The following is a 24633-nucleotide window of genomic DNA, read 5'->3' as shown; positions in this document are numbered from 1 at the left end:
TTAAAAATGATCAGTTAATTTATTGGCTAACATGCACATGTTTAAAAACACATATTTGTAATACAAGTAAACATCTTTTAAAAGATTCTACCAATATCGCCTTCTAATTATAAAGTATAACATTGCTCCTTTCACTCTCATAATGCCCTCTATTTACAGCACAAACAAAGTATTCACATGTAGTTTGTCCTTTTTGCAATCTTATCTGAGGTAAACTTGTAATACAAAATACTTTTTCTGTTTTTCCTGATTTCTGATAAACCACATAGTATTTTGCATCATCAGATTTCGTCCACTCCAACATTTCTCCATTTAGCCTTATCTTTGGGCCTTTCGGAATTTCTCCATCATACAAAGCGTTTTGCAGGTTTAATACCGGAGAACCATACACCTCATTTGTTAATGCCTCATTTATCCCTAACTTGTTTTCCACAAAGTTTTTTGCAGAGAAAAACATACTCCCATCAACATTTTTAAGTTTTCGATTCAATTTAATCTGACGAACAATTTCATCTGTGCTGTGCCATGATTTGATCCTTGATTCTGAATTTAATCTGTAAACTCCTTGACCTATATAACATGGCTTTCCATATGAATTTTTATTCCACCACTTTGCAATCACCCTATAGTTCGCCACCTTTTTACCAATGTGCCAATAAATTTGGGGTGCTACATAATCGATCCAATCATTCTTCAGCCATAACAAAACATCAGCATACAAATCGTCGTAGTTGGTTTGGCCAGCTTGAGTTCTTGATCCCGACTTGTCAACACTTTTATTTCTCCAAACTCCAAATGGAGAAATACCAAAAGGCATCCAAGGCTTTATCGATTTAATGGTGTCGTTAATTTGTTTAATCACAAGATTCACATTCTCTCTTCTCCATTCATCAATTCGATCTGGATAAAATTTCCCTCCATGCATTACAAAACTTTCCGAATCAGGAAATGCTTCACCCTGTATTTTATATGGATAGAAATAATCGTCGAAATGAACGGCATCTATATCATATCGGCGAACCACGTCACCTACAATTTTCGATACGTAATCTCTGGTTTCCGGCAATCCAGGGTTAAAATATTTGTGCTTTCCATAAGTCAGAAACAATTCTGGTCGAGTATTGGTAATGTGGTTTGGATCTGTTTTGGCATCCTTATAAAGAAACACGGCTCTGTATGGATTCATCCATGCATGCAATTCCATAACTCTTTTATGACACTCTTCAATTGCAAACTGCAAAGGGTCATACAATGGATCCGGAGCTTTACCTTGATCACCAGTTAGCCATTGTGACCATGGTTCGTATGGCGAATTGTAAAAAGCATCAGTAGCTGGTCGAACCTGGAATATTACCGTATTCATCCCATTTTTCTTGTGTTGATCCAAATGAGCAATTAATTCCTTTTTCTGTTCTTCTACACTTAAGCCAGGTTTCGATGGCCAATCAATATTATCTACTGTGGCAATCCATACCGCTCTCATTTCTCTTTTGGGAGATTTGTTCTTGGCAAATACTCCCAAACTTATAGAGACAAGTAATGCAATTGTTATAACTTTCTTCATACTATTCGTAACTAACTTTCATTTTGTAAGACCAGTCGCTGAAATACAGGTTACCTCCATTCCATTCCAATTCTCCTCTCTGAAAATCGATAGGTTCGCTCCTTGGCCAATTTTTCTTTGGATAAAATTCTCTAGAGAAATCATCATTCACAATTAATCGATAGGCATCGATTCCTGTTTTGTAGAAATGGCGCACATGGTTGTCTTCACTTTTCTGCATCTCGAATGATTGATCGAGCGGTACCCAACCAATTCCTTCGTAGTACACTTCGCACCAATCATGAAGATTCACCAATTCAGGATGTAACATGAAGCCCGATTGCCACTTGACAGGAATTCCTCGATAGCGAGCCATACTCATAAACAGTAAGGTTTGCATCCCACAATCTCCATGCTTATTATTCAAAACGTAGCCTGGAATATGCGGCATGATTCCATACTCTAATGCACTTGCCCATGGAATATTAATATCGATCCAATTGTATAGCAAATCCACCTGCTTTAATGGATCAGTTTCATCACCACAAATCTCGTCTGCCAACTTTTTAATTCTGTCTGTAAATACAATTTGAGGAGCTCGCTCCTTCGTATTCTCAATATAGATTTTGGAAGTTTTATCGTACTCTTTCAATTTCATTTTTTCAGGAAAGAATACCTGTGCATAAGATGTAGTTTTAAACTTTACATTGAATATAGTTTCTTTGCCAGCTTCTGCTATTTTTTCACAGCAAATACTTCTTTGTGGCAAAGAATCTGGAGCAATCATGTAATACTCCGAATTAATAGAAATGAATTCTACATTTTGCTGTCTTTCATGATTTTCTTTTGGATATGGCATCCAACATCGAATGGTTTCACCAGCAGGCACAGCATCTGCTTTTAACTTTATAGTGTAATCGAATACATTATTAACTGGGTTTATTAACTCTCCTTCACCATTTGTTTTTTTAACCAGTTCAGTGGTATAATCCAAACAATAGGCATTCAAAGGATCAATACACTTCCCTTTGAGCTTTTCTTTTCTGGCTTTGGCAAATTCATTTACTCTAAAAAGATTTGAAACACCATTCTTAAAATACTTTTTCTGACCATTAATTAGCCTAAACTCTAAAGATTTATCTGCTTCCCATTTGGGCATATAAAGAGTCGTTGAATCTCCAAAATATTCACTCAAGCGATCAATCATATCTGCCTCGGTTAAAGAGAACTCTCTTTCGATTCGGCTCATCATATCCAATTGATGCAAAAATTCTCTTCTCTGTGTTTCTGTGAGAAATTTGTCTTCTAACTTATCATTGATAAGGTTAGAAGCAACGCTATAGTCACCTCTTTCAATTAAAAGACTTAACTTGCCATTTTGCTGATCCTTTGAATCACAAGAGAAACAAAATAGCACAATAACAATAATTAAATAGTGGGTTATGGGTTTTGTCATCCAAGCATTCCATTAATATGTCATACATGTTACAAAAGTAAAAATTTTATTAGTTTTGCAATGAAAAAATGTAAAAAACAACATTCTAAATTGTTAAAACCGTTAAAGACACTATGAAACTGAACAACAAAAAGATGCGAATACAAAACACATCTCTACGAGGACTTGTAATGTTAATGATGATTTTCGGAATATTCCAAGAGCAATTAAGTGCCCAAAGAGTAGAAACTGGGATAGATGTACTACAAAAATCCAATTTTAAAATTCTGACTGGAAAAAAGGTTGGGATCATCACAAATCCTACTGGAGTGAATAAAAATATTGTTTCAACCATCGATTTACTTCATGAGGCTACAAATGTTGAGGTAAAAGCTCTATACAGTCCTGAACACGGAATTAGAGGAGATCATGCTGCAGGTGCCAAAGTTGGAACCTATACCGATGAAAAAACCGGCCTAACCGTGTATTCTCTTTATGGCAAAAACAAAAAGCCAAATGCTGAAATGCTAAAAGGATTGGATGCCTTGGTTTACGATATCCAAGACATTGGAGTAAGATCATACACCTATATTAGTACAATGGGATTGGCAATGGAAGCCTGCCAAGAAAATGACATCGAGCTAATAGTATTAGATCGTCCTAACCCAATTGGTGGTTTAAAAGTTGAAGGCGGTTTGGTTGAACCTGACTATATTTCCTTTGTAGGTCAATTTCCTATTCCTTACGTATATGGTCTAACCTGTGGAGAACTTGCTAATTATTTAAATGAAGAAGGCTTATTGAAGGATGGCAAAAAATGTAAGCTAACTGTTATAAAAATGGATGGATGGAAACGAGATATGATTTTTGCTGAAACAGGTCTGCCATGGGTCCCAACATCACCACACATCCCAAATTCCAATACTGCAATTTACTATGCAATTTCAGGAATTTTAGGAGAACTTTACACAGTATCAATTGGAGTTGGATACACACAACCTTTTGAACTATTTGCTGCCAAATGGATCAATGCCGACAAATTAGCATCTAATTTAAATGAACTATCTCTACCTGGAGTAATATTCCGTCCAGTACATTACAAACCATACTATTCAGTTAGCAAGGGAGAAATGATTCATGGCGTACAGCTACATTTTACCGATGTGACAAAAGCACCACTTTCTTTAATTCAATTCTACGTTCTACAAGAACTACACAAATTAAATCCAGACAAAAATGTGTTTGAGATGTGTGATGAAGCTCGCCTAAACATGTTTGATAAAGTATGCGGAGACAAGAAAATCAGAGATGAATTCTCGAAAAACTTCCTTGTGAAAGACATTGAGGATCTATGGAATATTCCTGCAGAAGATTTTAAAGAAAAATCGAAAAAATATTGGTTGTACTAATGCATTTATATGGTCGCTAAAAAGCGACCATTTTTTTTTACACTTCCGCAAAAACTTGCGCACCGTTGTGCAAAAAAATGCGCAAACTTCCGCAACTTTTTGCGAAAGGTACATTTTAATAAGAGGGAAATTTGCTTTTGGTTTTGCAAACAGTTTGCAGATACAATTTCGTGCTTTGGTTCACTTCAACATTAAGCTTTAAACGAACTTCTCATTAACTATAAGCAAAAAAGAAAGCTTCGGAATTCCGAAGCTTTCTTTTTATATCTTAATAAAAATACGTTTTCGATACAGGTACAACACAATCAGCCAGTACACTATGATATGAGAAAGTGCAAAAAATAAAGATCCATTTAATGGTCCTGCCCAGGATACAAATGCATTTTGATACAGCCAAGCATATCCCGTTATCGATTTTCCGCCAGTATCAGAGAAATGAACCAAATAAATTATCACTTTTACCCAAACAACAGATAACACAAAGATAAACAGTGGATTCATTCCGAAAACCAGAAATGGATGAGCCCATTTCTTATAATCCAGTATATCGATAAAGAAAATCATTACAGCCATTACCAATTGAGCCAATCCTGCTGTATACAGCACATAAGAACTTGACCAGATTGGTTTGTTAATAGGAAATCCAATATTCCAAATCAAACCTGCAATCACTCCCAATGCACCAAAGATTAGTAATCTAGGAACAATCATTTTTCTCTCTGAAGAAGAAATTAAACTACCCGTAAGATATCCCAATACAACAGTTACAATTGCAGGAAGTGTACTAAACAATCCTTCCGGGTCGAAAGGAAGACCAAATCCTTTATACAAATGACTTTCACCTAAAATTGCAGCATCAAAAGCCATTGTTGGATTTCCTTCCAGACTATAAGGATGATTACCTCCAAGGAAATAAACCAATCCCCAATAAGCAAAAAGCATTGCGCCTGAAACAATCAGCAATCTGGTTTTACTTAGAGCAAGACACAACAAACTTCCCAAGCCATAGGCAAGCGCAATGCGTTGCAGAACTCCCATTATTCTTAAATTCTCTAACTTTAAATGATAAAAAGGGAATGCATTTAGTAACAATCCGATTCCAAAAATGATTACTGTTCTTTTCAGAATCTTTTTCCCTGCATCGGCATTTAGTTTATGATTAAATTTTCCGAATGCAAAGAACATTGCCACACCTACTGCGAACAGGAAAAAAGGAAATACCAAATCTGTTGGTGTGCAACCATGCCACTTAGAGTGTAAGAGTGGTGCATACACGTGACTCCAACTACCTGGAGTGTTTACTGTAATCATTGCAGCAATGGTTAATCCCCGAAAGGCATCCAAAGCATTAATCTTTGTGATTTTTCCATAATATTAAATTAAATCTTCAGATTGCAAGCAGTTTTTCCAAACCCGGTATCCTGCATCATTCAAATGAAGTCCGTCGTAAGTGTATTCTTTCATCAACTCATTGGAATAAGTAGAAAAAGAAGAATATAAATCGACAAATGTGATATTTTCTTCTTCGCACAGACTTTTCAACAACTTGTTAATATCTCTGATTTTTTCCGAATCGAATGCATCTGCAGAAAACAAATGAAAGTTTACAGGTAAGACAGACTGCACAACCATCTTAATATTGGCAGCTTTTCGAACTTGTTCAATCAATTTCGAATAGTTCTCAATAATTAATGTTGTTTCGATACCATCTCCCAAATCATTAATGCCCATCATCACAAATAAAACATCAGGTTTCTCATCCAGCACTCCAGGCAGACGCAATAAAATCTCATTAGATTTCTCACCAGGAACACCATGATTATAAACGTCATGATTGGGAAAGAAATCATCCCATCTTCCAGCACATGTAAGACTATCTCCAAGAAATGTGATTTTCATGATCTTAATATTAGTTTCTTTTTAAACGATGACATATAGACAAAAAAGAGCGTTAACAATCTGACTATTGTTTAACGCTCTTTCTATTTAATTTCTATTTTTCTTAATCCCAAATTGAGGGTCAATCTTAATCAATTTCACCATAATGAAACTTGGAATGGTACAAATAATTACCCAAATAAAGAAATGTTGATAACCTATCATTTCCTGAATCCATCCAGAAACCATTCCTGGCACCATCATTCCAAATGCCATAAATGCTGTACAAAATGCAAAGTGAGCAGTTTTGTGTTTTCCTTCAGACACATAAATTTGATACAACATGTAAGCAGTGAATCCAAATCCGTAACCAAACTGTTCTACTGCAACCGAAGCACAAACCAGAACAAATGATTCAGGCAATGCATAAGACAGGTACACATATACTAAATTTGGAAGGTTAATGGCAATTACCATTGGCCACAACCAATATTTCAAGCCTTTTCTCGAAGCTGCATATCCTCCAAGAATTCCTCCTATGGTTAAGAACAAAACGCCAATGGTTCCATATACAATCCCAACATCACTGGTTGATAATCCTAAACCTCCAACTTCTCTTCCATCTAATAAGAAAGGTGAAGCCATTTTTACCAATTGTGATTCACCCAATCGATAGGTTAACAATACTCCCAAAATCACCCAAATGTCTTTTTTCACAAAGAAACCAACTATCGTTTCTCCAAACTCTTGTATCACATCAGAAAAGCTTTTCACATCTTTATCTTCATCTTCCTTTGGATATGGTAATGCGAATTTGTGATAGAATGTGAACAATAGAAACAAGACTGCCAAAATCACAAAAATCATGGACCATGCCATGGGAATATCTTCTCCCTTTCCGAATAGATCTGTTGTTTCAAAAATCCCGGCAAGGAAAACCAATGCACCTTGTCCAACAATCATAGCCAATCGATAAAAAGTACTTCGTATACCTATAAAATAAGCCTGTTGACTATCATCGATCCCATACATGTAAAAACCATCAGCAGCAATATCGTGAGTAGCTGAACTAAATGCCAACAACCAGAAAAATGCCAGTGTAGATTGAAAAAACAATGATGTTGGAACGGTAAAGGCTACTCCAGCCAATCCTGCTCCAATAAACAATTGCATGGTCACAATCCACCAACGCTTGCTTTTCAGAATATCAACCAATGGACTCCAAAATGGTTTGATTACCCATGGCAAATACAACCATGATGTGTACAAAGCAATATCGGTATTCGAAATTCCCAATCGTTTGTACATGATTACAGCAACTGTCATCACTACCACATATGGAAGTCCCTCAGCAAAATACAAGGATGGAATCCATGCCCAAGGCGAGCGAGTTTTTGATTTTGTTTTAGACATTATTTATAATTTTTCAATCTGACTAATAACTTTCAATTTTATATTCTCCCTTTTAGGGGAGATCCCGACAGGGAGAGGGGTGCTTTTAATATCTTATCCTCCTTCACCCTTTAGTCTGTCGACAGTTTCCCTTTTAGGGAAACATTCATCTAGAAACCTAGATTCAAATTTTGATCCTATCTCTTAGAAAGGGCGCCAATATGTTTCTTTTACCTCACCTTAAATCCCTCTCCTAAAGGCGAGGGATTTTTGATGTTTAGTTTTGGTGCTCTCACTTCAAGTGAGGGTATCAATATTTTTTATTTGAGATTCTCACTTAGAGTGAGAATCTCAAATAAGCAATTAATATCTTTTCTCTAATTCGGCCCCTCTAAAATAGTGAAGCAAAATTTCATCGTGTTTATATCCTTTTGTACCCATTACAGCAGCACCAATCTGACAAAGTCCTACACCATGTCCCCAGCCTGCTCCAATCAATACAAATTTCGAAGGTACTTCATTAACTACATCTAGCTTGTCTACCACAAATTCTGAACTGTAAAGATGCGATTCTGAAAGCACTTTGCGGATTTCCAATTCTTTTCCGATAGTTAATGTACGCTTGCTACCCACAATTTTTAAGGTGATTAATCTACCTGATTCTCCACGTTCGCCTGGAATCAAATCTAAAATCTGACCAAATTCTTTTCCTGTTTTTCTTTCAATCAGTTCAGCAATTTCCTCTTGGGTATATTCAACTTTCCAGCGGTAGAAATCCATGGTTTCCTGATCGTAATCATTCAGTACCTGAGATAAAATTTCCTTATCGGTAGTATTACAGAATGCTTCTGGTGAAGTACGAATAAATTTATCTGCAGCTTCCTCCTTGGTCAAATCCATATCATATCCCTTTGGAGCTTGAGGATTATCGATTACAGCCTGCAGGTATTTGTGGTTTTCAGGTTCCCAAACATTCTCAAAGGTTTCTGCTACACCTCCACAACATTTTGAGAATCGTGCATCACAAATTTTTCCTTCACTGGTCAATACAAGACCACGCGTTTCATTAATTGCATCCACCACCAATGGAGTCGATTGCTTTGTCATTCCCTGGTAACGCTGACAATGGTCGTCCGCACAAACATCAAAGTTTACATGGTCTTCTCTGTCATACCAACGAACAAAAGAGTCTTCTGTTTCTACAATACTCTGATATTGAGTGTCCGAATTCTGTAACTCTTCTCCCTTTATAACCTGAGCCATTAGCCATGAACGGGAAATAACCGCATGCGCCTTTAACAGCTCAAAACTACTGGTCGCACTCATCTCTGAAGAAATCACACTTACCAAATAATCCTCAAGTGATAACACATTGATTGCAGTTAGTTTTTCATCCTCACAAATAAAATGCAAACTTCCTTTGAATCTCTGATCTTCCTTACGCTCCCAGTGAAATTTAATTCCGATGGTAACTCCAAACAAATCAAAGTTACTTGCATCATACTCTTTAGGATTGAAAATTAATTCTTCCTCAATGATTCCATCGAAAGAGATTTTGCCATCAATATATTTTGCCTGTTGTTTTCCAGTGTATTCTTTTCCATTTTGCTGTAGTACGTAGGCTCCATTCAATTGAAAGGAAATTTCCTTTTCGTACATGATTCCAACTCGTAATTGTGGTTCCATAATGTTTAGGTGTTAAACTTGCTACTCTCACTCTAAGTAAGGGTACCAATATGTTCTTATAACCTCACCCTAAGTTCCTCTCCTCGGGGAGAGGAACTTTTGAGGCATCTTTGTTTTTAGTTCAATTTTTTCTCGTATCTCCAAAATATTCTTTCTACAACAGCACCGGTATGATGCGAATAGAAATCAATTGGGCCAACCCAAGGAATGATTGCTGTTTTATACCCTAAGTTTTTCAAATCTTCCAAACAATGATACAATAATACTCTTCCCATTCCTTTTCCTCTTAAATCGGGATGTGTACCCATTGGACCAAACCAAGGCAAGCCTTTATTATTTGCTGAATGCGCCGAAAAAGCACGAATCTTACCATTTAGCTTTGCGATATGAATACCGATTGGTTCAGTTTTGTAAGCCATTTCCAATTCATATTGCCACAACTTCCATTCTTCTTCAACAAAATCCATTAGCTCTTGCTTGTCTTCTGGTGTAGCTCGACAAACTTCAATTTTATCCGCCTTTAGAGCTTCTATCTTTTTGAGATCATTCCAATCTCTATTATCCAGATCTACCAAAAGATTTGAGGTATCCATGAATCTATGGAATCCCATTCGGATGGCGAAACAAAGAGCTGGCGTATATTTTGGATCGATACCCGGCATGAAATAATTCATTGGCACATCGCCCAAACGCATTACCCCCACTTTTCTCTGTTTCAGTTCAGATTCCAATAACTCATACATCGATCTTGCAATTCGATTTCTTCTGTATGCATTATCTACAGCCATCATTTTTACATAGCCATAGTTCACTCCTCGAATATCCATTCGACAAGTTCCCATCAGGAATCCAACAATTTTATCCTGATCGCATGCAATCCAAACTAATTCTTGCTCATAAAACGGATCCTCGTAGATTTTCTCCTTTAGCAAATCCTCACTAATCACATCCAGATGATAGCTTTCCTGACACAATGGTAATACCTGTTCAAAATCGGAATCCTGATATTGGCGAATGGTGTAATTCATAGTTTTCTTTAATAACTCGCCCTGTATCCTTCTACTAAAGGCGAGGGACTTTAGGGTAGATTGTTTTTAAAGTTTGGTATTCCGACTCAAAGTCGGATTACCAATATTCTCTTATTACTGAGAGCCTCACGTGGAGTGATCCCCTCAGATTATTAACTCTGACTAAGCTTTTATTTTTTCGCAAAGCAATGAGAAAACATCCTCATCAACACAAACCTGATTGAAAATATCTTCTATATCCTCAGCCGTAATTTTCTCAAAGTCCTCTCTTCTTGGAGTAATAAAAACACCTCCAAAATCAACAGATGCAGGACTAATCAATATCTGATCATCCCCTTCTGCAAAATATTGAGTTGGGCGATGTAATTTTCTTGGGAACAAATGCATGATGTATTTTCCATCAACATATGAACAAATCACATTCAACATTGGCTCTTTTTCTTCTGCTTGCATTGATGCAAATGCATTGTAAAATTTACTTACAACAGCTATCAATTCTTCAACACTAGTAGTCTCAACACTAATCATCTTTCTTAAATAATGATTGAATGCACGAACTTCTATCTCTTCTGATTTCACAAGCAAATCAGCCTTATCTTTTAATGCAAAATACTCTTCCTCAACTGGCATAAAGCCTTTGTTTCCTCCCTGGAAATGCATGTGATCTGGTGCCGAAGCTCCACATTTAGGTCCGTTGTAGAATAGTGTATACCCTTGCATATCCTTCACCAAAGACAACATTCCTTCCAGATTATCCATGAAGGATTGATCTACATGATCAACTTTTGGAATAGTAAAATGCTGAGGAATAATTGGGAATGGATTCACCAAAACAACATACTCTTTGCCTTGAGCAATTCCTCCCTGTTCTGCCGGTAATTTATCCAAACACAAGAAACAAGCACGATTTTCAATACTCTTCTTGTCAACTTTAGCTGCAGAAGACCGAATTCTTTCCGGATTAAATTGAACTTTCATTTTAAATCCATCAAAACCAAATTCTTTTTCCTCTACTTTTTCCAATCCTTTAAAATTCCCATTGGCAAGAGGCCAATCTCTAACTTGTTGATTTAAAAAATCACTTAGTATTTCAACTGAAGATTTCTCTTTCAGTAGATCTTCAATCTTATCTATGCTGTGTACATCCATTTCTCTGAACAAACTATTATTTATTGTACTCTGGCAACCATTATTCCCGATTGCAATTTATTTTCCTTTAACATATCGGCTAATGGAATATCTGAGATCACAACTTCTTTTGCCAAGCTGGATGCATGCATTAAGTGCAATCTATCATTTACATGAATAGCAATGCCAACATGCGAAATATCCAAGCCCTTTATTTTTGTAGTTATGGCAATTAAATCTCCGTTATGAATCTTATCCTCCACATTCTGAACACTATCCTCTGGGATATAGAACAAATCTCGCCCATTGATTGCATTTTCCGTATTTTGAATCGATACAATCAATGAAGAGTCTGCTTTTAGTGCCGAATATGAATCAACATGATTACTCATGAAATTGATTTCTTTCTTGTATTCTACTCCACCAATTTCTGAAGTAACATTCTTTACAATCCCTTTCTGCTCATTCTCATAAATCCAATCAGAAAAGTAGTGTAATCGGGAGGTATAATCCTTAATTTCTCCTTTTCGATAACGCAGTTCTTTTAGCTTTTTCAGAAAATCATTTTCGGAAAATTTATTTTGCTTAGAAATTGATGAAAGCACAACTACATTTTCAAGATAAGTGGAGCAATCCAGCTCTCTTAAGTTTACCACCAATTTTTCATCACCATCAGCTTCCAGAGTTCCCCCAACATAAGGAGTTTGCAAAAACAATTTTCCTACCTCCAGTATTCGATCGGCATTTTCGAGCTGAGAAAAGGAATTTTCTCTTGCCAAATCCTTGATCGAATTAAAAATCGACTGATCAAGAGTATCTGTAAACTGAACTACTTTACTGTCTTCATTTTGCTGAACAGCTTTTCCTTTGCAAGCCACAAGGGCAAATAAAAGGATTAACAATTGCAAACTCAATAATTTCATAAGTCTAACTTTTGCGGATAAATATTCCGAAATTCAATCTGCTTATAAGGAACCAGGAGAATACTCCCCTGATTCCCAGCCAAGCATACATTTTTTTATTTCGCCAATAGTTTTCTGGCTTTTAGTTCAATTGTACGAACTCTATCTTTATAGGTATTGTGTGCGTTCATTTTCTCGATATCCAATGATGCATCTGAGTTATCTTCCCAACGACGACATAGGTAAATCGGATTATAAATTCTACCAATTTGATAGTTACGAGAGATTGCCAAACCAAGTGCATAATCTTCACCATAGTTCACATTTGGAATTGGATTTTTACGAAGAACTGGAGTGTAGAAAGCACGCGGTGCACCCAAGCCGTTAATACGAAGTGCATTATTTCTGCCATTCTCAGGAGTCCATTCTCTGTGATCAATAATTCCCGGAGGAATTTCTTCCAACTTGAAGTTCACCATTTGGTAGGTTCCAACAACCATTGCACAATTTTCTCTGTAAAATGCATCCACAACCTGCTGTACTGTTGTTTCATCAGCATACAAATCATCACTATCTAACTGAATGGCAAACTTACCACAAGCCTCATGATTTACTGCCTCGTTCCAACATCCTCCAATTCCCAGGTCTTTTCTCTCTGGGATAATATGTATCAATCTCTCATCTTGTTCTGCATATTTCGCAATAATTTCTGTTGTTCCATCTGTTGAGTAGTTATCAACAATAATCAAGTTGAAATCAACATTTGCCTTTTGAGAAAGAACTGATTTGATTGCATCTTCAATTGTTTTAACACGATCGCGAACCGGAATTACAACAGAAGCCTCTACTTTAAAGTCTCCTTCATCAAAAGCTACATCCTTAAATTTAGGCTCCAAATAAGCACCAATTCTCTTCAAATGCTCAGTACATGCTTCTTCCATTTCAACTTGTACAGCACGGTTTTTAGGATCAACGTAGTCGAATATCTTTTCTCCTGATTTTCTAGTATCCATCTCTTCCTCTGTGTACAACACTTCTGGAATTCTCATGAATTCAGAACGAGCAGCAACAGCCAAACGCAATGCATACAAACCTGCATGTTCATATTTAGCATCCACATCTTCTACTGCATACTTAAACATTTTGGCATCATAAAAAAGAACTGAACCAAAGTTGAAATCATCTCTCAAGCTACCTTCCTGATAATCGATAACGGGTAGATTTTCTACTTTACCTTCTTTAATTGCACGATGATTTGAATACACCAAACCGCTATTGGTATCAGTTGCTACTTGATAAAAACGCTCAATAGCCAATTGTCCCAATGTCAATGCACTGGTTTTAGTATAAAGCAAAATATATTCTGAATCTGATTTCTCAGCAATTAGCTGAATGGTTTTTCCATTTGTCAAGGCATCACAATTCAAAACTTCCGCACCTTCAACTTCTTCAGCATTGTTTCCAACAATGAAAATATTAGATACCAATTCTGATTTTCTTAACTCACTTACAGTAATTGTTGTTTCTTCTTTTGTTCCAAAAGGCAGAAAACATGTAATTTTTGCGCTCATTCTTTTATAATTAGGCTTTTGTTATTTTCTTATTTATTAAAAAATCGAAAAATCTTCTTCATCAAATCATTACGATCTTCCTTTGTTTTAAGTGTTTCAAAAGGGAAACCCAAAATGATTGACTGATAGTCTCCATCGTAAACAACACCAGCACTTTTGGTATTGTTTGTATATCGTAGAAACACTTTTGCATTCTTACCCAAAGGCTCTATGGCATCCGGAGCTTCTACTTTGTATATCTGTTCATTCAATCCTGTTTCGAATTGATAATTTCCTGTAAAATTTGCTTTTACTTCATTGGGATGAGATATGGCACCAGATTTACTTGCATAATTGGTTCTGAACAAGAAATGCAGTTCCTTTTCCGTAAAATCTTTGATCAATGTATCGCCACATTCTACAACATCCGTCCCCAAGTATGCTCCCGAAAGAATCAGTTTTGCATCTTTTAATTGAATGTATTTTCTGATTGCCTTCACCATATCCGGAGTATAAATCGTAAAATCCTTATTCTCTTTTCCGTATAATCTTTTGGTGGTTTTTTCTTCTCCAAAAATGAGATCCAACGCCTTGTAATCTGAAGCTTCCCAGTTTCCATTTTCAAAAGACTCATCACTCATGGATACAAAGCCATATCCGGCAGATTTAATAGCTTCGCCATGTACATAAGGGTAATCAAAACTATTCCCAGCAATGATCTTTTCTTCCTGATCAGCATAACTTGAACCATGTCCCGAAGCATCATCATCTAACCATGGTGATTTTCTATCGAAATCGTACTGATCACCTACATAGGCAATGTTTCTTTTATAAGCAACTCCTTCATCCATAGCACTGTTGAAACCAGCATATTTACCATCATCAAACCCTTGTGGCGAAGCGATTCTGTCGAAACCATTTACAATCAAAACAGGCTTTTCACCATTTTTAGATTTGCGATAAGATAAAATCTCGGATGGAAAACTTTCACCACCCTCGTTCAAAGCTGTTATCTTAAAACTGTAGATATTTTCTGAACCTAAATTTTTAACTAGCAATTCCTCTTTTTCAACCAGTACACCATTGTCAAATCCACCATCATTCAATCTGGTGTAAACCTTATATTTTTTTGCCACTGCACTTTCTTCCAACGGATCGGCAACAGCTTTCCAGCTCAGTCTGATTCCATTTTCGTTTTCATCAATTCTAAAATGATCAACAGGCAAAGGTTGTACTACATATTTTTTTCCTTCCTGCGAAGCCAAAAATCTCAACACTCCCTTATAATATGCACGGCTAATGTGAAATTTAAATTTCGGATCCATTCCCTGGTACATATCAGCAAAGTTGTGGTGCGAAAGCATTTCCGACAACATGGTAGGAACCTTAGGTCGATAAGCTTCTGAATATTGCTTGTTCCACATTCCTCTTCTTGTCCATTTTGGCTCGAACAATTTTCTGATATCTTCAACCACCTGAGTTTGCACAATGTCTGTTAAATCTCTACTAGCCCATTTCGACTGTCCATTTACAAATTTATCCGTATTATCACGAGTAGTATTATAGATTGCTAAAGTCCCAATAATGGAATCATTCGGTGTAAACCCAGCATCGGTATGAAAGCCCAAAGCCATATCAACAGGAATTCCAAGACCTTTTGCATTTACATGCTTCGTTGGTCCATTAGGTGCACCAATTAAATAGTCTACCCATTCACCACGACTCATATAATCATCCTTGTAATCGGTCTTCCCACTTTCTCGCTTTTGAAACTTTGCTGCATCCTTTCCTCTGTTGCTATAATCTGCTTTATAATTCTTGTTGATACTATAAACAATTGAATCTGGCATACCAGCATATTGCAGATAATAACGGGCAGCTTCGTGGTATCTCGGACGATTACTAGTATATCTTTGCCACTTGGCTGAATCCATTGCAAAGCCTAGATCGTTTCTTTCCTGAACCAATTCATTCAATTCGTCTACCTTACCTCTGGCAATATTTCCCATTCCTCCCCCAAAACGAACAGCATCAGCAGAAACCCAGTTTCCTTCTTCCTTACTTTCATTGGTAAGTACTACTTTAGCGCTTTCCGGATTTTTTCCCTGGTCAAACAAGAAAGTTCCCAGATAAATCCAGGTATTACCCCCCATACTCTGATTCACAAGAAAATCTGTTTTGCCTCCGGCATGATAAACTGAATAATGAGCATCACTTACATTATCATCATCAAATGAATAAGATACGTAAACAGCATATTCTCCTTTTTCAGGAATATATGGAGTGTATTCCACTCTTGCAGTCTCAGATGAAAAGGCCTCAGTTTGCAAACTACTTCCCATTTCGAATGGATTTTCACCTTCAGCATAAAACGGATACTTGTTGGTAAAACCAGGTTGAGAATTGGTTTCCCAATTTCCGGATTCTTTATAATCCGACAGAATCGAGCACCAGTCAGCATCCACAATTACTTCATGGGTTTGAACATCACGTTCTCTTGGAAACAAAACGTTTGCACCAGCATTTTCCAACATAGGTGCTATATAAGGAACCACAAACTCCATGGTCCACATATCTTCAACGGTAGTATACACTCTGGCTCTTTGCCACTCCCAACGATCCAAAGTATTCTCGTAATACCATCCATGTGAATGCCATAAGGCAATATGCTTATTTTCTAATCCATTTGAATAGATATCATTACCAAGTTTTCGAACCAAAGGCTTCACATGATCACTTTCAACAGACAAACGATCTTTTGCCAAGGGAAATAATTCATCTCTGTAGTAATTAGGAACCAATTCCTCTATTTCCATTCCCATACTTTCGATACGAACATCGTATTTCTTGAACTTACGACCAAGAATTTCCTTTAACTCATCATGATATTGCTTTACCGTATTGGGTCTGAAAGGAATATAGGAAAAAGTAGAATTCACATATACTGTAATTTCTTTTTTACCAGAATTCACGTGTAAACTGTCCAGCTTAAAACGATATACAAACTCATCCGAAGCCTGTTTTAAAAATTCTAAGGCAGCCTTCTCAGCTTTCTTATTCAAACGATCGGATTTCTCAGCCGCCTGAACCGAAAAACCAATCAGTAAAAAAGTAAATAGTATAAGGATATTCGACTTTGTAAGTCTGTTTGATATAGAACTCATATTCCTAAAATTCAATGCAATATTATCAATCTATGTATGATTGGGCAGAACTTCTCCTGCCCAATAAAATGTAATGATAAATCTAAACAATAAACCTGACAAAAGCTTCGATTGCTTCATATTCTGCCAAGCCTAATTTATTAAACAAATTGGCCGTTGCTCGGTTTCTGGCTTCCGATCTTTGCCAAAACAATCTTGAATCGTTACCCATATATGGAGCACTTTCCATCTGCGATTGATGACGCAAAATTGCATTTCGCTTGTGTTGCAATTCTTCCGGACTAATCGGCACTGCCATTTGAATTTCATCCAAATCCCACTCTTGCCAAGCTCCTCGATATAGCCATACATAGCAATTATCCATCCACTCTTCATCTTTTACAATCTGAAGTGCCTGGTAAATTCCTTCCCAACAAACCCTGTGAGTTCCATGTGGATCAGACCAATCTCCTGCCGCAAAAATCTGATGTGGTTTAACCTTTCTCAGCAAATTCACAATAATTCGAACATCTTCTTTTCCCAAAGGATTTTTCTTCACCTTACCTGTTTCATAAAAAGGCATATCAAGGAAGTGAAGATTTTTAGAACGAAGACCAACAAAACGACAAGCAGCTTTTGCTTCACCTCTTCGAATCAAAGATTTCATTCTGCGAACTTCAACAGTATCCATCTCGCCCGGAGATTTATTCTCCAATAAAAACTTGCGAATATCTTCAATCACACTTGGCAAATTGCTTCATTGGTATCATGCGTTTGTGCAAAACTTTTCACAAATGATAAGTATCGAATTGCCTCATCATCAGCCACCGCAATATTACCCGATGTTTGATAAGCAACATGTACTTCATGACTTTGATCAACCAATCTCTTAAGGGTTCCCCCCATTGAAATTACATCGTCATCAGGATGCGGACTAAACACCAATACTTTCTTTTGTCCTGGCTCAGCTCTTTCCGGACGATTCGAGTCGTCAGCATTTGGCTTACCTCCAGGCCAGCCAGTAATCGTATGCTGTAAATCGTTAAAAACTTTAATATTTACTTCATAAGCCGATCCATACCAAGCAAGAAGTTCACTTAATCCATTATCATTATAATCTCTATTGGTCAACTTTAAAACTGGTTTTTCCAATTTATTACAAAGCCAAACCACAGCTTTACGAATCCAATAACGATCCCATTCTACACTCCCTACCAACCATGGCTGTTTCACTCTTGTTAGTTCATTAGCTGCAGGCACATCTAGCACAAATTGCACATCATTATGACGTTGCAAATAACTAGCAGGAACAGAATCACTCTGGCCTTCCTCTAATGCTTTTTTTACAATAGGAGCTTTACCTTCTCCCCAAGCCATCAGAATCACACGCTTTGCTTTAAATATGGTACCAACTCCCATAGTAATTGCAGCTTTAGGCACCTTATTTAATCCGTTAAAATCTTTTGCAGCATCACGTCTGGTTAAAGCATCAAGCATAATTAAACGAGTCTTGGAATCCAATTGTGAACCTGGCTCATTAAAACCAATATGTCCTGTTCTACCAATCCCTAATATTTGCATATCAAGTCCTCCAAAAGAATCAATCTTTGCTTCGTATTCAGAACAGTAATTAAAAATTCCTTCTTTGCTCACTTCCCCATCAGGAACATTGATTTGCTCCCGAGGGATATCTATATGATTGAAAAGAACATCATCCATATAATAATTATAGCTCTGTGCGCTCTTATTATTCATTGGATAATATTCATCAAGATTAAATGTAATTACATTTTTAAACGACAAACCTTCCTCTTTGTGCATACGCACTAATTCAGCATATACTCCTAATGGTGTTGCTCCAGTAGCTAAACCAAGAACACAAGAATCATTATTCTCTGCCTTTGCCTTAATTAAATTTGCGATTTCATGAGCTACCCATTTTGCACCCTTTTCCGCCGTAGCAAAAATATCAGCAGGCATTTTCTCATATCTTGTTTTTACCGTTTTATCGAACTCATCCGATGGCTGGTAATACAACTTAGCTTCATCCAGCTCTCCTCTAAATTGTAGTATTTGATTTTCCATATTGCTAACTCCTGATTTAAATTACTTTCGCATCAAAAATAGAACAGAAATTCAAAAAATCCAAAATTGGTATTACATGTTATATAATACTTTTTCAATGGAATTTATTTTTCTATATTTGTATCATGAAAATGAAGTTCCTTTTAATACAGGGTTTTCATAGTAATCAATTCCTGAAAAGGATTACAAAAGCTGTCTCAAACTCTTCATTAATTTGTAATTTTATTTTTCTGCAACACTCATCATACATGTTATAAAAATAAAAACGGATATGATTTTAATTGCCGAAAGCGGATCAACAAAAACAGACTGGGTTCTTTTAAAAGAGGACAAAATTCAAAAGCAACAACAGACTTTGGGAATAAATCCTTTTCACCAAGACATCAGTTCGATTATTGATAATATCAAATCACTTGAAAATTTTCATTCAGTTGAGCAAATCTTTTTTTATGGTGCTGGTTGTGCGACTGACGAAACAAAACAAAAGGTGAAAGATGCATTGTTGGAAGTATTTCCTTCTGCATCTTGCGAAATTCATAGCGATGTACTTGCCGCTGCAAGATCGGTATGTGGAAGAGAAAAAGGAATTGCGTGCATTATAGGTACAGGATCAAATTCATGCTTATATGATGGTAAGGACATCACTCACAATGTTCATCCTTTAGGATATATTCTGGGAGATGAAGGAAGTGGTGCAGTGCTGGGAAAAAGACTTATTGCAGACATATTAAAAGGTGTAGCTCCTGAAGACATTACTACTTCTTTTTATAAAAAACATGACCTGGAATATGCTTATATCATTAATAAGGTTTACAGAGAAGAAGCACCAAGTCGATTTTTGGCACAGTTTACAGTTTTCCTTTCTGAGAATATTGAACATCCATATGTATCAAACCTGCTTCAGGAAGAGTTTACTAAGTTCTTTGAACGAAACATCAAACAATATGATGGCCATTCAAGCCTTCCAATTCATTTTATTGGTAGCATCGCATACTATTTTAAGAAGGAATTAAATAAAGTGGCCGAAAAATTAAACTTAGAGACTGGAAAAATCATCAAAAGTCCGCTTGAAGGATTGATTGAATTCCATATTGCAGAATAAAATTTAAATCATGAATAACACACCAAATAAGAAAACCAACAACAAAATAACAGAAGCACCTTCAAACTTTTCCAACCTGGAGAAAATGTCGGTAAGTGAATTATTGTATGGAATTAATCAGGAAGATGGACAAATACACCTAGCTGTTAACAAAGCCATTCCTGCAATAGAAAAATTTGTAAGTCTATTGATTGACAGAATCAAATCAGGCGGACGATTATTTTACCTTGGTGCGGGAACAAGTGGTAGACTTGGTGTTCTTGATGCTTCTGAACTGCCTCCAACATTTGGTGTACCTGCTAATATTGTGATTGGTTTAATTGCTGGAGGAGAAAAAGCATTAAGAAGCGCCGTTGAGTCTGCAGAAGATGATCCTGAAAAAGCATGGCAAGAACTGCAAGATTACGATATCAATGAAAATGATTCAGTTTTAGGGATTGCAGCATCTGGAACAACTCCATATGTTATTGGTGGTGTTAAGAAGGCTAAAGAAAATGGATTACTTACTGCTTGCATTACTTGTAATCCTGATTCTCCAGTATCAAAAGAAGCTGAAATTGTTATTGAAGCCGTTGTAGGTCCAGAATTCGTAACAGGAAGCACAAGACTGAAAGCCGGAACTGCTCAAAAAATGATCCTGAACATGATCACAACTAGTCTAATGATTAAACTAGGAAGAGTAAAAGGAAACAAAATGGTAAACATGCAACTGACCAATAAAAAGTTAGTTGAAAGAGGGACCTTAATGATTATGGAAGAATTAAAACTTGATAAAGAAACCTCCAAAAGTTTATTACTTGAACATGGTTCTGTAAAGAAAGCAATTGAAGCTTATAAGAAATCTTAAATAAGTACCACACACATAAATACGAAAAGCGGAGTCTGAAAAATTATTTTCAAACTCCGCTTTTCATTTACCCAAACTTCGAGAGTTACTTCAAATATTGAGTATATATTTCTAAGGTACGATCAATTTGTCCAGCCATTTCTTTATAAGCTCGCTCTCCATCCTTATCTCGAATGGCCTCAAAAATTGCACGATGTGCTTTTATAGTAAAATCCTTTTCGCCGTCAACATTGGCATAAATGAGATTACGCATTCTTGGTAGTAATGAATAGATAGGTTCCATCGAAATAATCATCACCTTATTACCTGTTGCTTTGGCTACATTTAAGTGAAACTTATTGATGATGTCAGCCTCCAATTGCGTATTATCAGGATCACAATCGGCAAGATCTGCAATATTTCTATTTAATACAGCTAAATCTTCATCCGTTCTATTCGTAGCTGCAATTCTTGCAATTTCAGGTTCAAAAACTCTACGAACTTCAATAATCTGAGAAATCAAACCGCTATCAAAACTTAGGTCGTAATATAGATTCAAAGATTCAATTGCATCTTCAATCTTCAGTTCACTAACGAACATTCCACTACCCTTCTTGATTTGAATTAATCCTCTTGCACTTAATCGACGTAATGCCTCACGCAAAGCCGTTCTACTAACTGCAAACATTTCGCAAAGTTCACGTTCCGAAGGCAACTTTGTTCCGACAAGTAATTTTTTTTGTCGAATTGCTTCCTCAATTCGACGCTCAATTTTTTGACTGAGAGTTTGCGCCGTACCTATTTTTCCAAAAATTTCGTCCATGTATGTCAATTTACTTCGACTTGTATGATCTCTGATAATCCCTGCCTATCTTCATGTTTAATTTACGATAAATTGAGAATCAAATCACACAAAAGATCTTACTACTAATTTAGCTATAAATATGACTAAATCCAATATTATCAATACATATCGAATCCTTCAATTCATTTACATAGGAAATATAATAATTATATTCTAAATATTCTGACGAATGTCGCATACTTTATAGCAGAATGCAAAGTTATCATACCAAAATGTGAATTCCAATAAAAAAGGGTATTTCTAATTGAAATACCCTTAATTTATAGTCATTTAACGAACTATTTTTTTAATAATTCAGCGTAATGCTTGTAGAACAAAGGAATTGTATTGATTCCATTAAAGAATTGCTCCAATGGATAGTTTTCATTTGGCGAGTGAATTGCATCACTTTCCAAACCGAATCCCATCAACACTGATTTAATACCCAAAATCTCTTCGAAAGAAGAAATGATTGGAATAGATCCTCCTGAACGTACAGGAACAGGACGCTTTCCATAAACCTCAGTGTAAGCTTTTTCAGCTGCAATATACGCTGGGAAATCTATTGGACAAACATATCCTTGACCACCATGCAATGGAGTAACTTCCACTTTAACACAATCAGGAGCAATTGCTTCGAAATGCTCTTTGAAAAGAACAGAAATCTTTTCCCAGTTTTGGTTTGGAACCAAACGAGTAGAAATCTTTGCATGAGCTTTTGAAGGAAGTACAGTTTTTGCACCTTCTCCAATGTAACCACCCCAAATACCACAAACATCAAATGATGGACGGATACCTGTGTGCTCCGATGGAGTATATCCTTTTTCACCTGCTAAAGCTTTCACATCAATTGCTTTTTTGTACTCTTCCACATTGAATGGAGCTTCAGCCATCATAGCTCTTTCTTCTTTTGATACTTCGATTACATCATCATAGAATCCAGGAATGGTAATATGACCATTCTCATCAACCATTTGAGTAATCATTTTTGCCAATACGTTGATTGGATTTGCTACAGCACCACCAAACAATCCTGAGTGAAGATCACGGTTAGGACCTGTAACTTCAACTTCCCAGTACATTAAGCCACGAAGACCTGTTGTAATAGATGGTATATCCGGAGCAATCATTCCAGTATCAGAAACCAAAATTACGTCAGCTTGTAACATTTCCTTGTGATCTTCACAGAACTTAGGAAGGTTTGGAGAACCTACTTCCTCTTCACCTTCAATCATGAACTTCACGTTACATGGAAGACAGTCGTTCTTAATCATGTATTCGAAAGCTTTCGCATGCATGAAAGCCTGTCCTTTATCATCATCAGCACCACGAGCCCAAATTTTACCATCTTTAATTACTGGCTCAAATGGATCAGTATTCCAAAGATCGATTGGATCAACTGGCATCACATCCATATGACCGTAAACCATTACAGTTGGTAAACTAGGATCGATAATTTTTTCACCATAAGTAACTGGGTTACCTTCTGTTTCAAAAATTTCAGCTTTATCAGCACCTGCATCTAAAATTAGTTGCTTCCAGTATTCTGCAGCTTTGTACATGTCTGGCTTATGAGCCTCAATCGAACTAATAGAAGGAATTCGAATTAATCCGAATAATTCCTCAAGGAATCGTTCCTTATTCTCTTCGATATATGATTTAATATTTTCCATACTTAAGTGTGTTTATTGGATTTAAATATTTTCGAAAGGTAAATATACAATAGATCACGAGAATACAAATATGTTCTTGCAGGATTTATAGCAAATTAAGTCATCTGTCTTTTTATAACGTGACTCGTATTTTTAAATATTTTAGTCCCCGGATCTCTTATAAAAACTTTAAATTGTTTTTATTTTTAATATATATCAAGATATATGTTATACTGGCAGAATGTCAAATATCCGAATGAGGTTTTATTAGATATTTTAATCTAATAAAACAGCCTGTTAGAAATACTACTCCTTGTAAAACAAAAAACAGCAACCAAACTGGTCACTGTTTCTTTAAAATATTATAGTGATATATTCTATTATCGCATTTTCATGATTTCGCCAATATTCTCAGCTGCATATTCCAATTCGTTATACCAATCTTCGCCATATTTACGAATCAATGGTTCTTTTAAAAATTTATACACTGGAGTTCCATTTTTAAACCCAAGCTCTCTAGCTGGTTTACAGATATCCCATTTGTTGTAATTCACAGCGTCAAACTCCGCATACTTATCAATTCGTATAGGATATAACTGACAGGAAATCGGTTTGCGATACGAAATCTTTCCATCAAAAAAGGCTTTTTCGATCCCGCACATGGCATTGCCATTCTCAAAAATTGTATAGACACATTCCTTGCCATCGATTATAGGAGTTACCAAATCACCATCGCTATCAATAACTGTTGTTCCTTGCTTTTCGATTTCTTCTATTCCTCTTTCGGTAAGATATTCTTTAATATCAGGATAGATATCTTCAATGATTTGTTTTTCTTTCTCATCCAACGGAGCTCCCGAATCTCCTTCAACACAACAAGCTCCACAACATTTTGAAATGTCGCAAATGAACTTCTTCTCAATCACATCAAGACTAACTATGGCTTTTCCTATCTGTAACACTATTTCCCTATTTAAATTGTATCAGTTATACGAATAAAAAAATCCGCACTATCGTGCAAAGATAGTAC

Annotated in this window: 19 protein-coding genes; 3 read left to right on the top strand and 16 right to left on the bottom strand. The window is 36.3% G+C overall.

Annotation, left to right across the window (positions count from 1 at the left end; genetic code table 11):
• Window positions 1-103 precede the first annotated feature (103 nt).
• Both JCM15579_RS13755 and JCM15579_RS13750 read right to left on the bottom strand, forming a co-directional pair.
• Window positions 104-1564, bottom strand: a complete 1461-nt coding sequence (locus tag JCM15579_RS13755) for a glycoside hydrolase family 10-like protein (RefSeq protein ID WP_054721030.1) — start codon at window positions 1562-1564, stop codon at window positions 104-106.
• Between the two features lies 1 nt (window position 1565).
• Window positions 1566-2999, bottom strand: a complete 1434-nt coding sequence (locus JCM15579_RS13750; protein WP_054721029.1) for a transglutaminase-like domain-containing protein — start codon at window positions 2997-2999, stop codon at window positions 1566-1568.
• A gap of 113 nt (window positions 3000-3112) precedes the next feature.
• Here JCM15579_RS13750 and JCM15579_RS13745 point away from each other — a divergent pair, with 113 nt between their 5' ends.
• Window positions 3113-4387 carry an exo-beta-N-acetylmuramidase NamZ family protein gene (locus tag JCM15579_RS13745; RefSeq protein ID WP_245625905.1) on the top strand — a complete coding sequence of 425 codons (1275 nt, stop codon included), beginning with the start codon at window positions 3113-3115 and terminating at the stop codon, window positions 4385-4387.
• Between the two features lie 261 nt (window positions 4388-4648).
• Here JCM15579_RS13745 and JCM15579_RS13740 read toward each other — a convergent pair whose 3' ends face one another.
• The 11 genes from JCM15579_RS13740 to nagB all read right to left on the bottom strand — a co-directional run bounded on the left by JCM15579_RS13740 (window position 4649) and on the right by nagB (window position 19179).
• A complete protein-coding gene (locus JCM15579_RS13740) occupies window positions 4649-5731 on the bottom strand; it encodes an acyltransferase family protein (RefSeq protein ID WP_245625904.1) in 1083 nt (360 codons plus the stop codon).
• A gap of 30 nt (window positions 5732-5761) precedes the next feature.
• Window positions 5762-6286: a GDSL-type esterase/lipase family protein gene (locus JCM15579_RS13735; RefSeq protein ID WP_054721028.1), complete on the bottom strand. Its 525-nt coding sequence runs from the start codon at window positions 6284-6286 to the stop codon at window positions 5762-5764.
• 87 nt (window positions 6287-6373) lie between these two features.
• Entirely contained in the window at window positions 6374-7678 is a 1305-nt protein-coding gene (locus JCM15579_RS13730; RefSeq protein WP_054721027.1) for an AmpG family muropeptide MFS transporter, read from the bottom strand.
• A 342-nt stretch (window positions 7679-8020) separates the two neighbouring features.
• Window positions 8021-9343, bottom strand: coding sequence for a SpoIID/LytB domain-containing protein (locus tag JCM15579_RS13725; RefSeq protein ID WP_054721026.1), 1323 nt, complete (start codon window positions 9341-9343; stop codon window positions 8021-8023).
• Window positions 9344-9459: 116 nt separating this feature from the next.
• A complete protein-coding gene (locus JCM15579_RS13720; RefSeq protein WP_054721025.1) occupies window positions 9460-10371 on the bottom strand; it encodes a GNAT family N-acetyltransferase in 912 nt (303 codons plus the stop codon).
• Between the two features lie 162 nt (window positions 10372-10533).
• Complete coding sequence (locus tag JCM15579_RS13715) at window positions 10534-11520, bottom strand: DUF4922 domain-containing protein (protein WP_054721024.1); 987 nt, start codon at window positions 11518-11520, stop codon at window positions 10534-10536.
• A 20-nt stretch (window positions 11521-11540) separates the two neighbouring features.
• Window positions 11541-12422, bottom strand: a complete 882-nt coding sequence (locus JCM15579_RS13710; RefSeq protein ID WP_054721023.1) for an N-acetylmuramoyl-L-alanine amidase-like domain-containing protein — start codon at window positions 12420-12422, stop codon at window positions 11541-11543.
• Window positions 12423-12517: 95 nt separating this feature from the next.
• Complete coding sequence (locus JCM15579_RS13705) at window positions 12518-13972, bottom strand: glycosyltransferase family 2 protein (RefSeq protein ID WP_054721022.1); 1455 nt, start codon at window positions 13970-13972, stop codon at window positions 12518-12520.
• Between the two features lie 29 nt (window positions 13973-14001).
• A complete protein-coding gene (locus JCM15579_RS13700) occupies window positions 14002-17115 on the bottom strand; it encodes a golvesin C-terminal-like domain-containing protein (RefSeq protein WP_083464689.1) in 3114 nt (1037 codons plus the stop codon).
• Between the two features lie 82 nt (window positions 17116-17197).
• The gene (locus JCM15579_RS21540; protein WP_245625903.1) at window positions 17198-17836 is read right to left on the bottom strand and encodes a PIG-L family deacetylase; all 639 of its coding nucleotides are present in this window, start codon (window positions 17834-17836) and stop codon (window positions 17198-17200) included.
• Window positions 17833-19179: a glucosamine-6-phosphate deaminase gene (gene nagB / locus JCM15579_RS13695; protein WP_245625902.1), complete on the bottom strand. Its 1347-nt coding sequence runs from the start codon at window positions 19177-19179 to the stop codon at window positions 17833-17835. The genes JCM15579_RS21540 and nagB overlap by 4 nt, the downstream gene beginning before the upstream one ends.
• A 271-nt stretch (window positions 19180-19450) precedes the next feature.
• On the opposite strand from nagB, the gene JCM15579_RS13690 reads away from it, so the two are divergent.
• Both JCM15579_RS13690 and murQ read left to right on the top strand, forming a co-directional pair.
• Window positions 19451-20281, top strand: a complete 831-nt coding sequence (locus JCM15579_RS13690; protein ID WP_054721021.1) for a hypothetical protein — start codon at window positions 19451-19453, stop codon at window positions 20279-20281.
• 10 nt (window positions 20282-20291) lie between these two features.
• Window positions 20292-21128 carry an N-acetylmuramic acid 6-phosphate etherase gene (murQ, locus tag JCM15579_RS13685; RefSeq protein WP_054721020.1) on the top strand — a complete coding sequence of 279 codons (837 nt, stop codon included), beginning with the start codon at window positions 20292-20294 and terminating at the stop codon, window positions 21126-21128.
• An 85-nt stretch (window positions 21129-21213) separates the two neighbouring features.
• Here murQ and JCM15579_RS13680 read toward each other — a convergent pair whose 3' ends face one another.
• From JCM15579_RS13680 to JCM15579_RS13670, 3 genes are all read right to left on the bottom strand, one after another.
• Entirely contained in the window at window positions 21214-21930 is a 717-nt protein-coding gene (locus tag JCM15579_RS13680) for a FadR/GntR family transcriptional regulator (protein ID WP_054721019.1), read from the bottom strand.
• Between the two features lie 320 nt (window positions 21931-22250).
• The gene (locus JCM15579_RS13675; RefSeq protein WP_054721018.1) at window positions 22251-23624 is read right to left on the bottom strand and encodes a dipeptidase; all 1374 of its coding nucleotides are present in this window, start codon (window positions 23622-23624) and stop codon (window positions 22251-22253) included.
• Between the two features lie 359 nt (window positions 23625-23983).
• Window positions 23984-24565: a DUF3109 family protein gene (locus JCM15579_RS13670; RefSeq protein ID WP_054721017.1), complete on the bottom strand. Its 582-nt coding sequence runs from the start codon at window positions 24563-24565 to the stop codon at window positions 23984-23986.
• Window positions 24566-24633 lie beyond the last annotated feature (68 nt).

Source organism: Marinifilum fragile JCM 15579, assembly GCF_001310955.1.
Taxonomy (GTDB): domain Bacteria; phylum Bacteroidota; class Bacteroidia; order Bacteroidales; family Marinifilaceae; genus Marinifilum; species Marinifilum fragile.
This window is presented reverse-complemented; position numbering and strand designations above follow the sequence as displayed.

Bases quoted from the DNA above. Each gene is read 5' to 3' on its own strand.
- JCM15579_RS13735 (WP_054721028.1), bottom strand. From the start codon at position 6,286: ATGAAAATCACATTTCTTGGAGATAGTCTTACATGTGCTGGAAGATGG.
- JCM15579_RS13690 (WP_054721021.1), top strand. From the start codon at position 19,451: ATGATTTTAATTGCCGAAAGCGGATCAACAAAAACAGACTGGGTTCTT.
- JCM15579_RS13745 (WP_245625905.1), top strand. From the start codon at position 3,113: ATGAAACTGAACAACAAAAAGATGCGAATACAAAACACATCTCTACGA.
- JCM15579_RS13680 (WP_054721019.1), bottom strand. From the start codon at position 21,930: ATGGACGAAATTTTTGGAAAAATAGGTACGGCGCAAACTCTCAGTCAA.
- JCM15579_RS13700 (WP_083464689.1), bottom strand. From the start codon at position 17,115: ATGAGTTCTATATCAAACAGACTTACAAAGTCGAATATCCTTATACTA.
- JCM15579_RS13710 (WP_054721023.1), bottom strand. From the start codon at position 12,422: ATGAAATTATTGAGTTTGCAATTGTTAATCCTTTTATTTGCCCTTGTG.
- nagB (WP_245625902.1), bottom strand. From the start codon at position 19,179: ATGGAAAATCAAATACTACAATTTAGAGGAGAGCTGGATGAAGCTAAG.
- JCM15579_RS13675 (WP_054721018.1), bottom strand. From the start codon at position 23,624: ATGGAAAATATTAAATCATATATCGAAGAGAATAAGGAACGATTCCTT.
- JCM15579_RS13705 (WP_054721022.1), bottom strand. From the start codon at position 13,972: ATGAGCGCAAAAATTACATGTTTTCTGCCTTTTGGAACAAAAGAAGAA.
- JCM15579_RS13730 (WP_054721027.1), bottom strand. From the start codon at position 7,678: ATGTCTAAAACAAAATCAAAAACTCGCTCGCCTTGGGCATGGATTCCA.
- JCM15579_RS13725 (WP_054721026.1), bottom strand. From the start codon at position 9,343: ATGGAACCACAATTACGAGTTGGAATCATGTACGAAAAGGAAATTTCC.
- JCM15579_RS13720 (WP_054721025.1), bottom strand. From the start codon at position 10,371: ATGAATTACACCATTCGCCAATATCAGGATTCCGATTTTGAACAGGTA.
- JCM15579_RS13755 (WP_054721030.1), bottom strand. From the start codon at position 1,564: ATGAAGAAAGTTATAACAATTGCATTACTTGTCTCTATAAGTTTGGGA.
- JCM15579_RS13715 (WP_054721024.1), bottom strand. From the start codon at position 11,520: ATGGATGTACACAGCATAGATAAGATTGAAGATCTACTGAAAGAGAAA.
- JCM15579_RS13750 (WP_054721029.1), bottom strand. From the start codon at position 2,999: ATGACAAAACCCATAACCCACTATTTAATTATTGTTATTGTGCTATTT.
- murQ (WP_054721020.1), top strand. From the start codon at position 20,292: ATGAATAACACACCAAATAAGAAAACCAACAACAAAATAACAGAAGCA.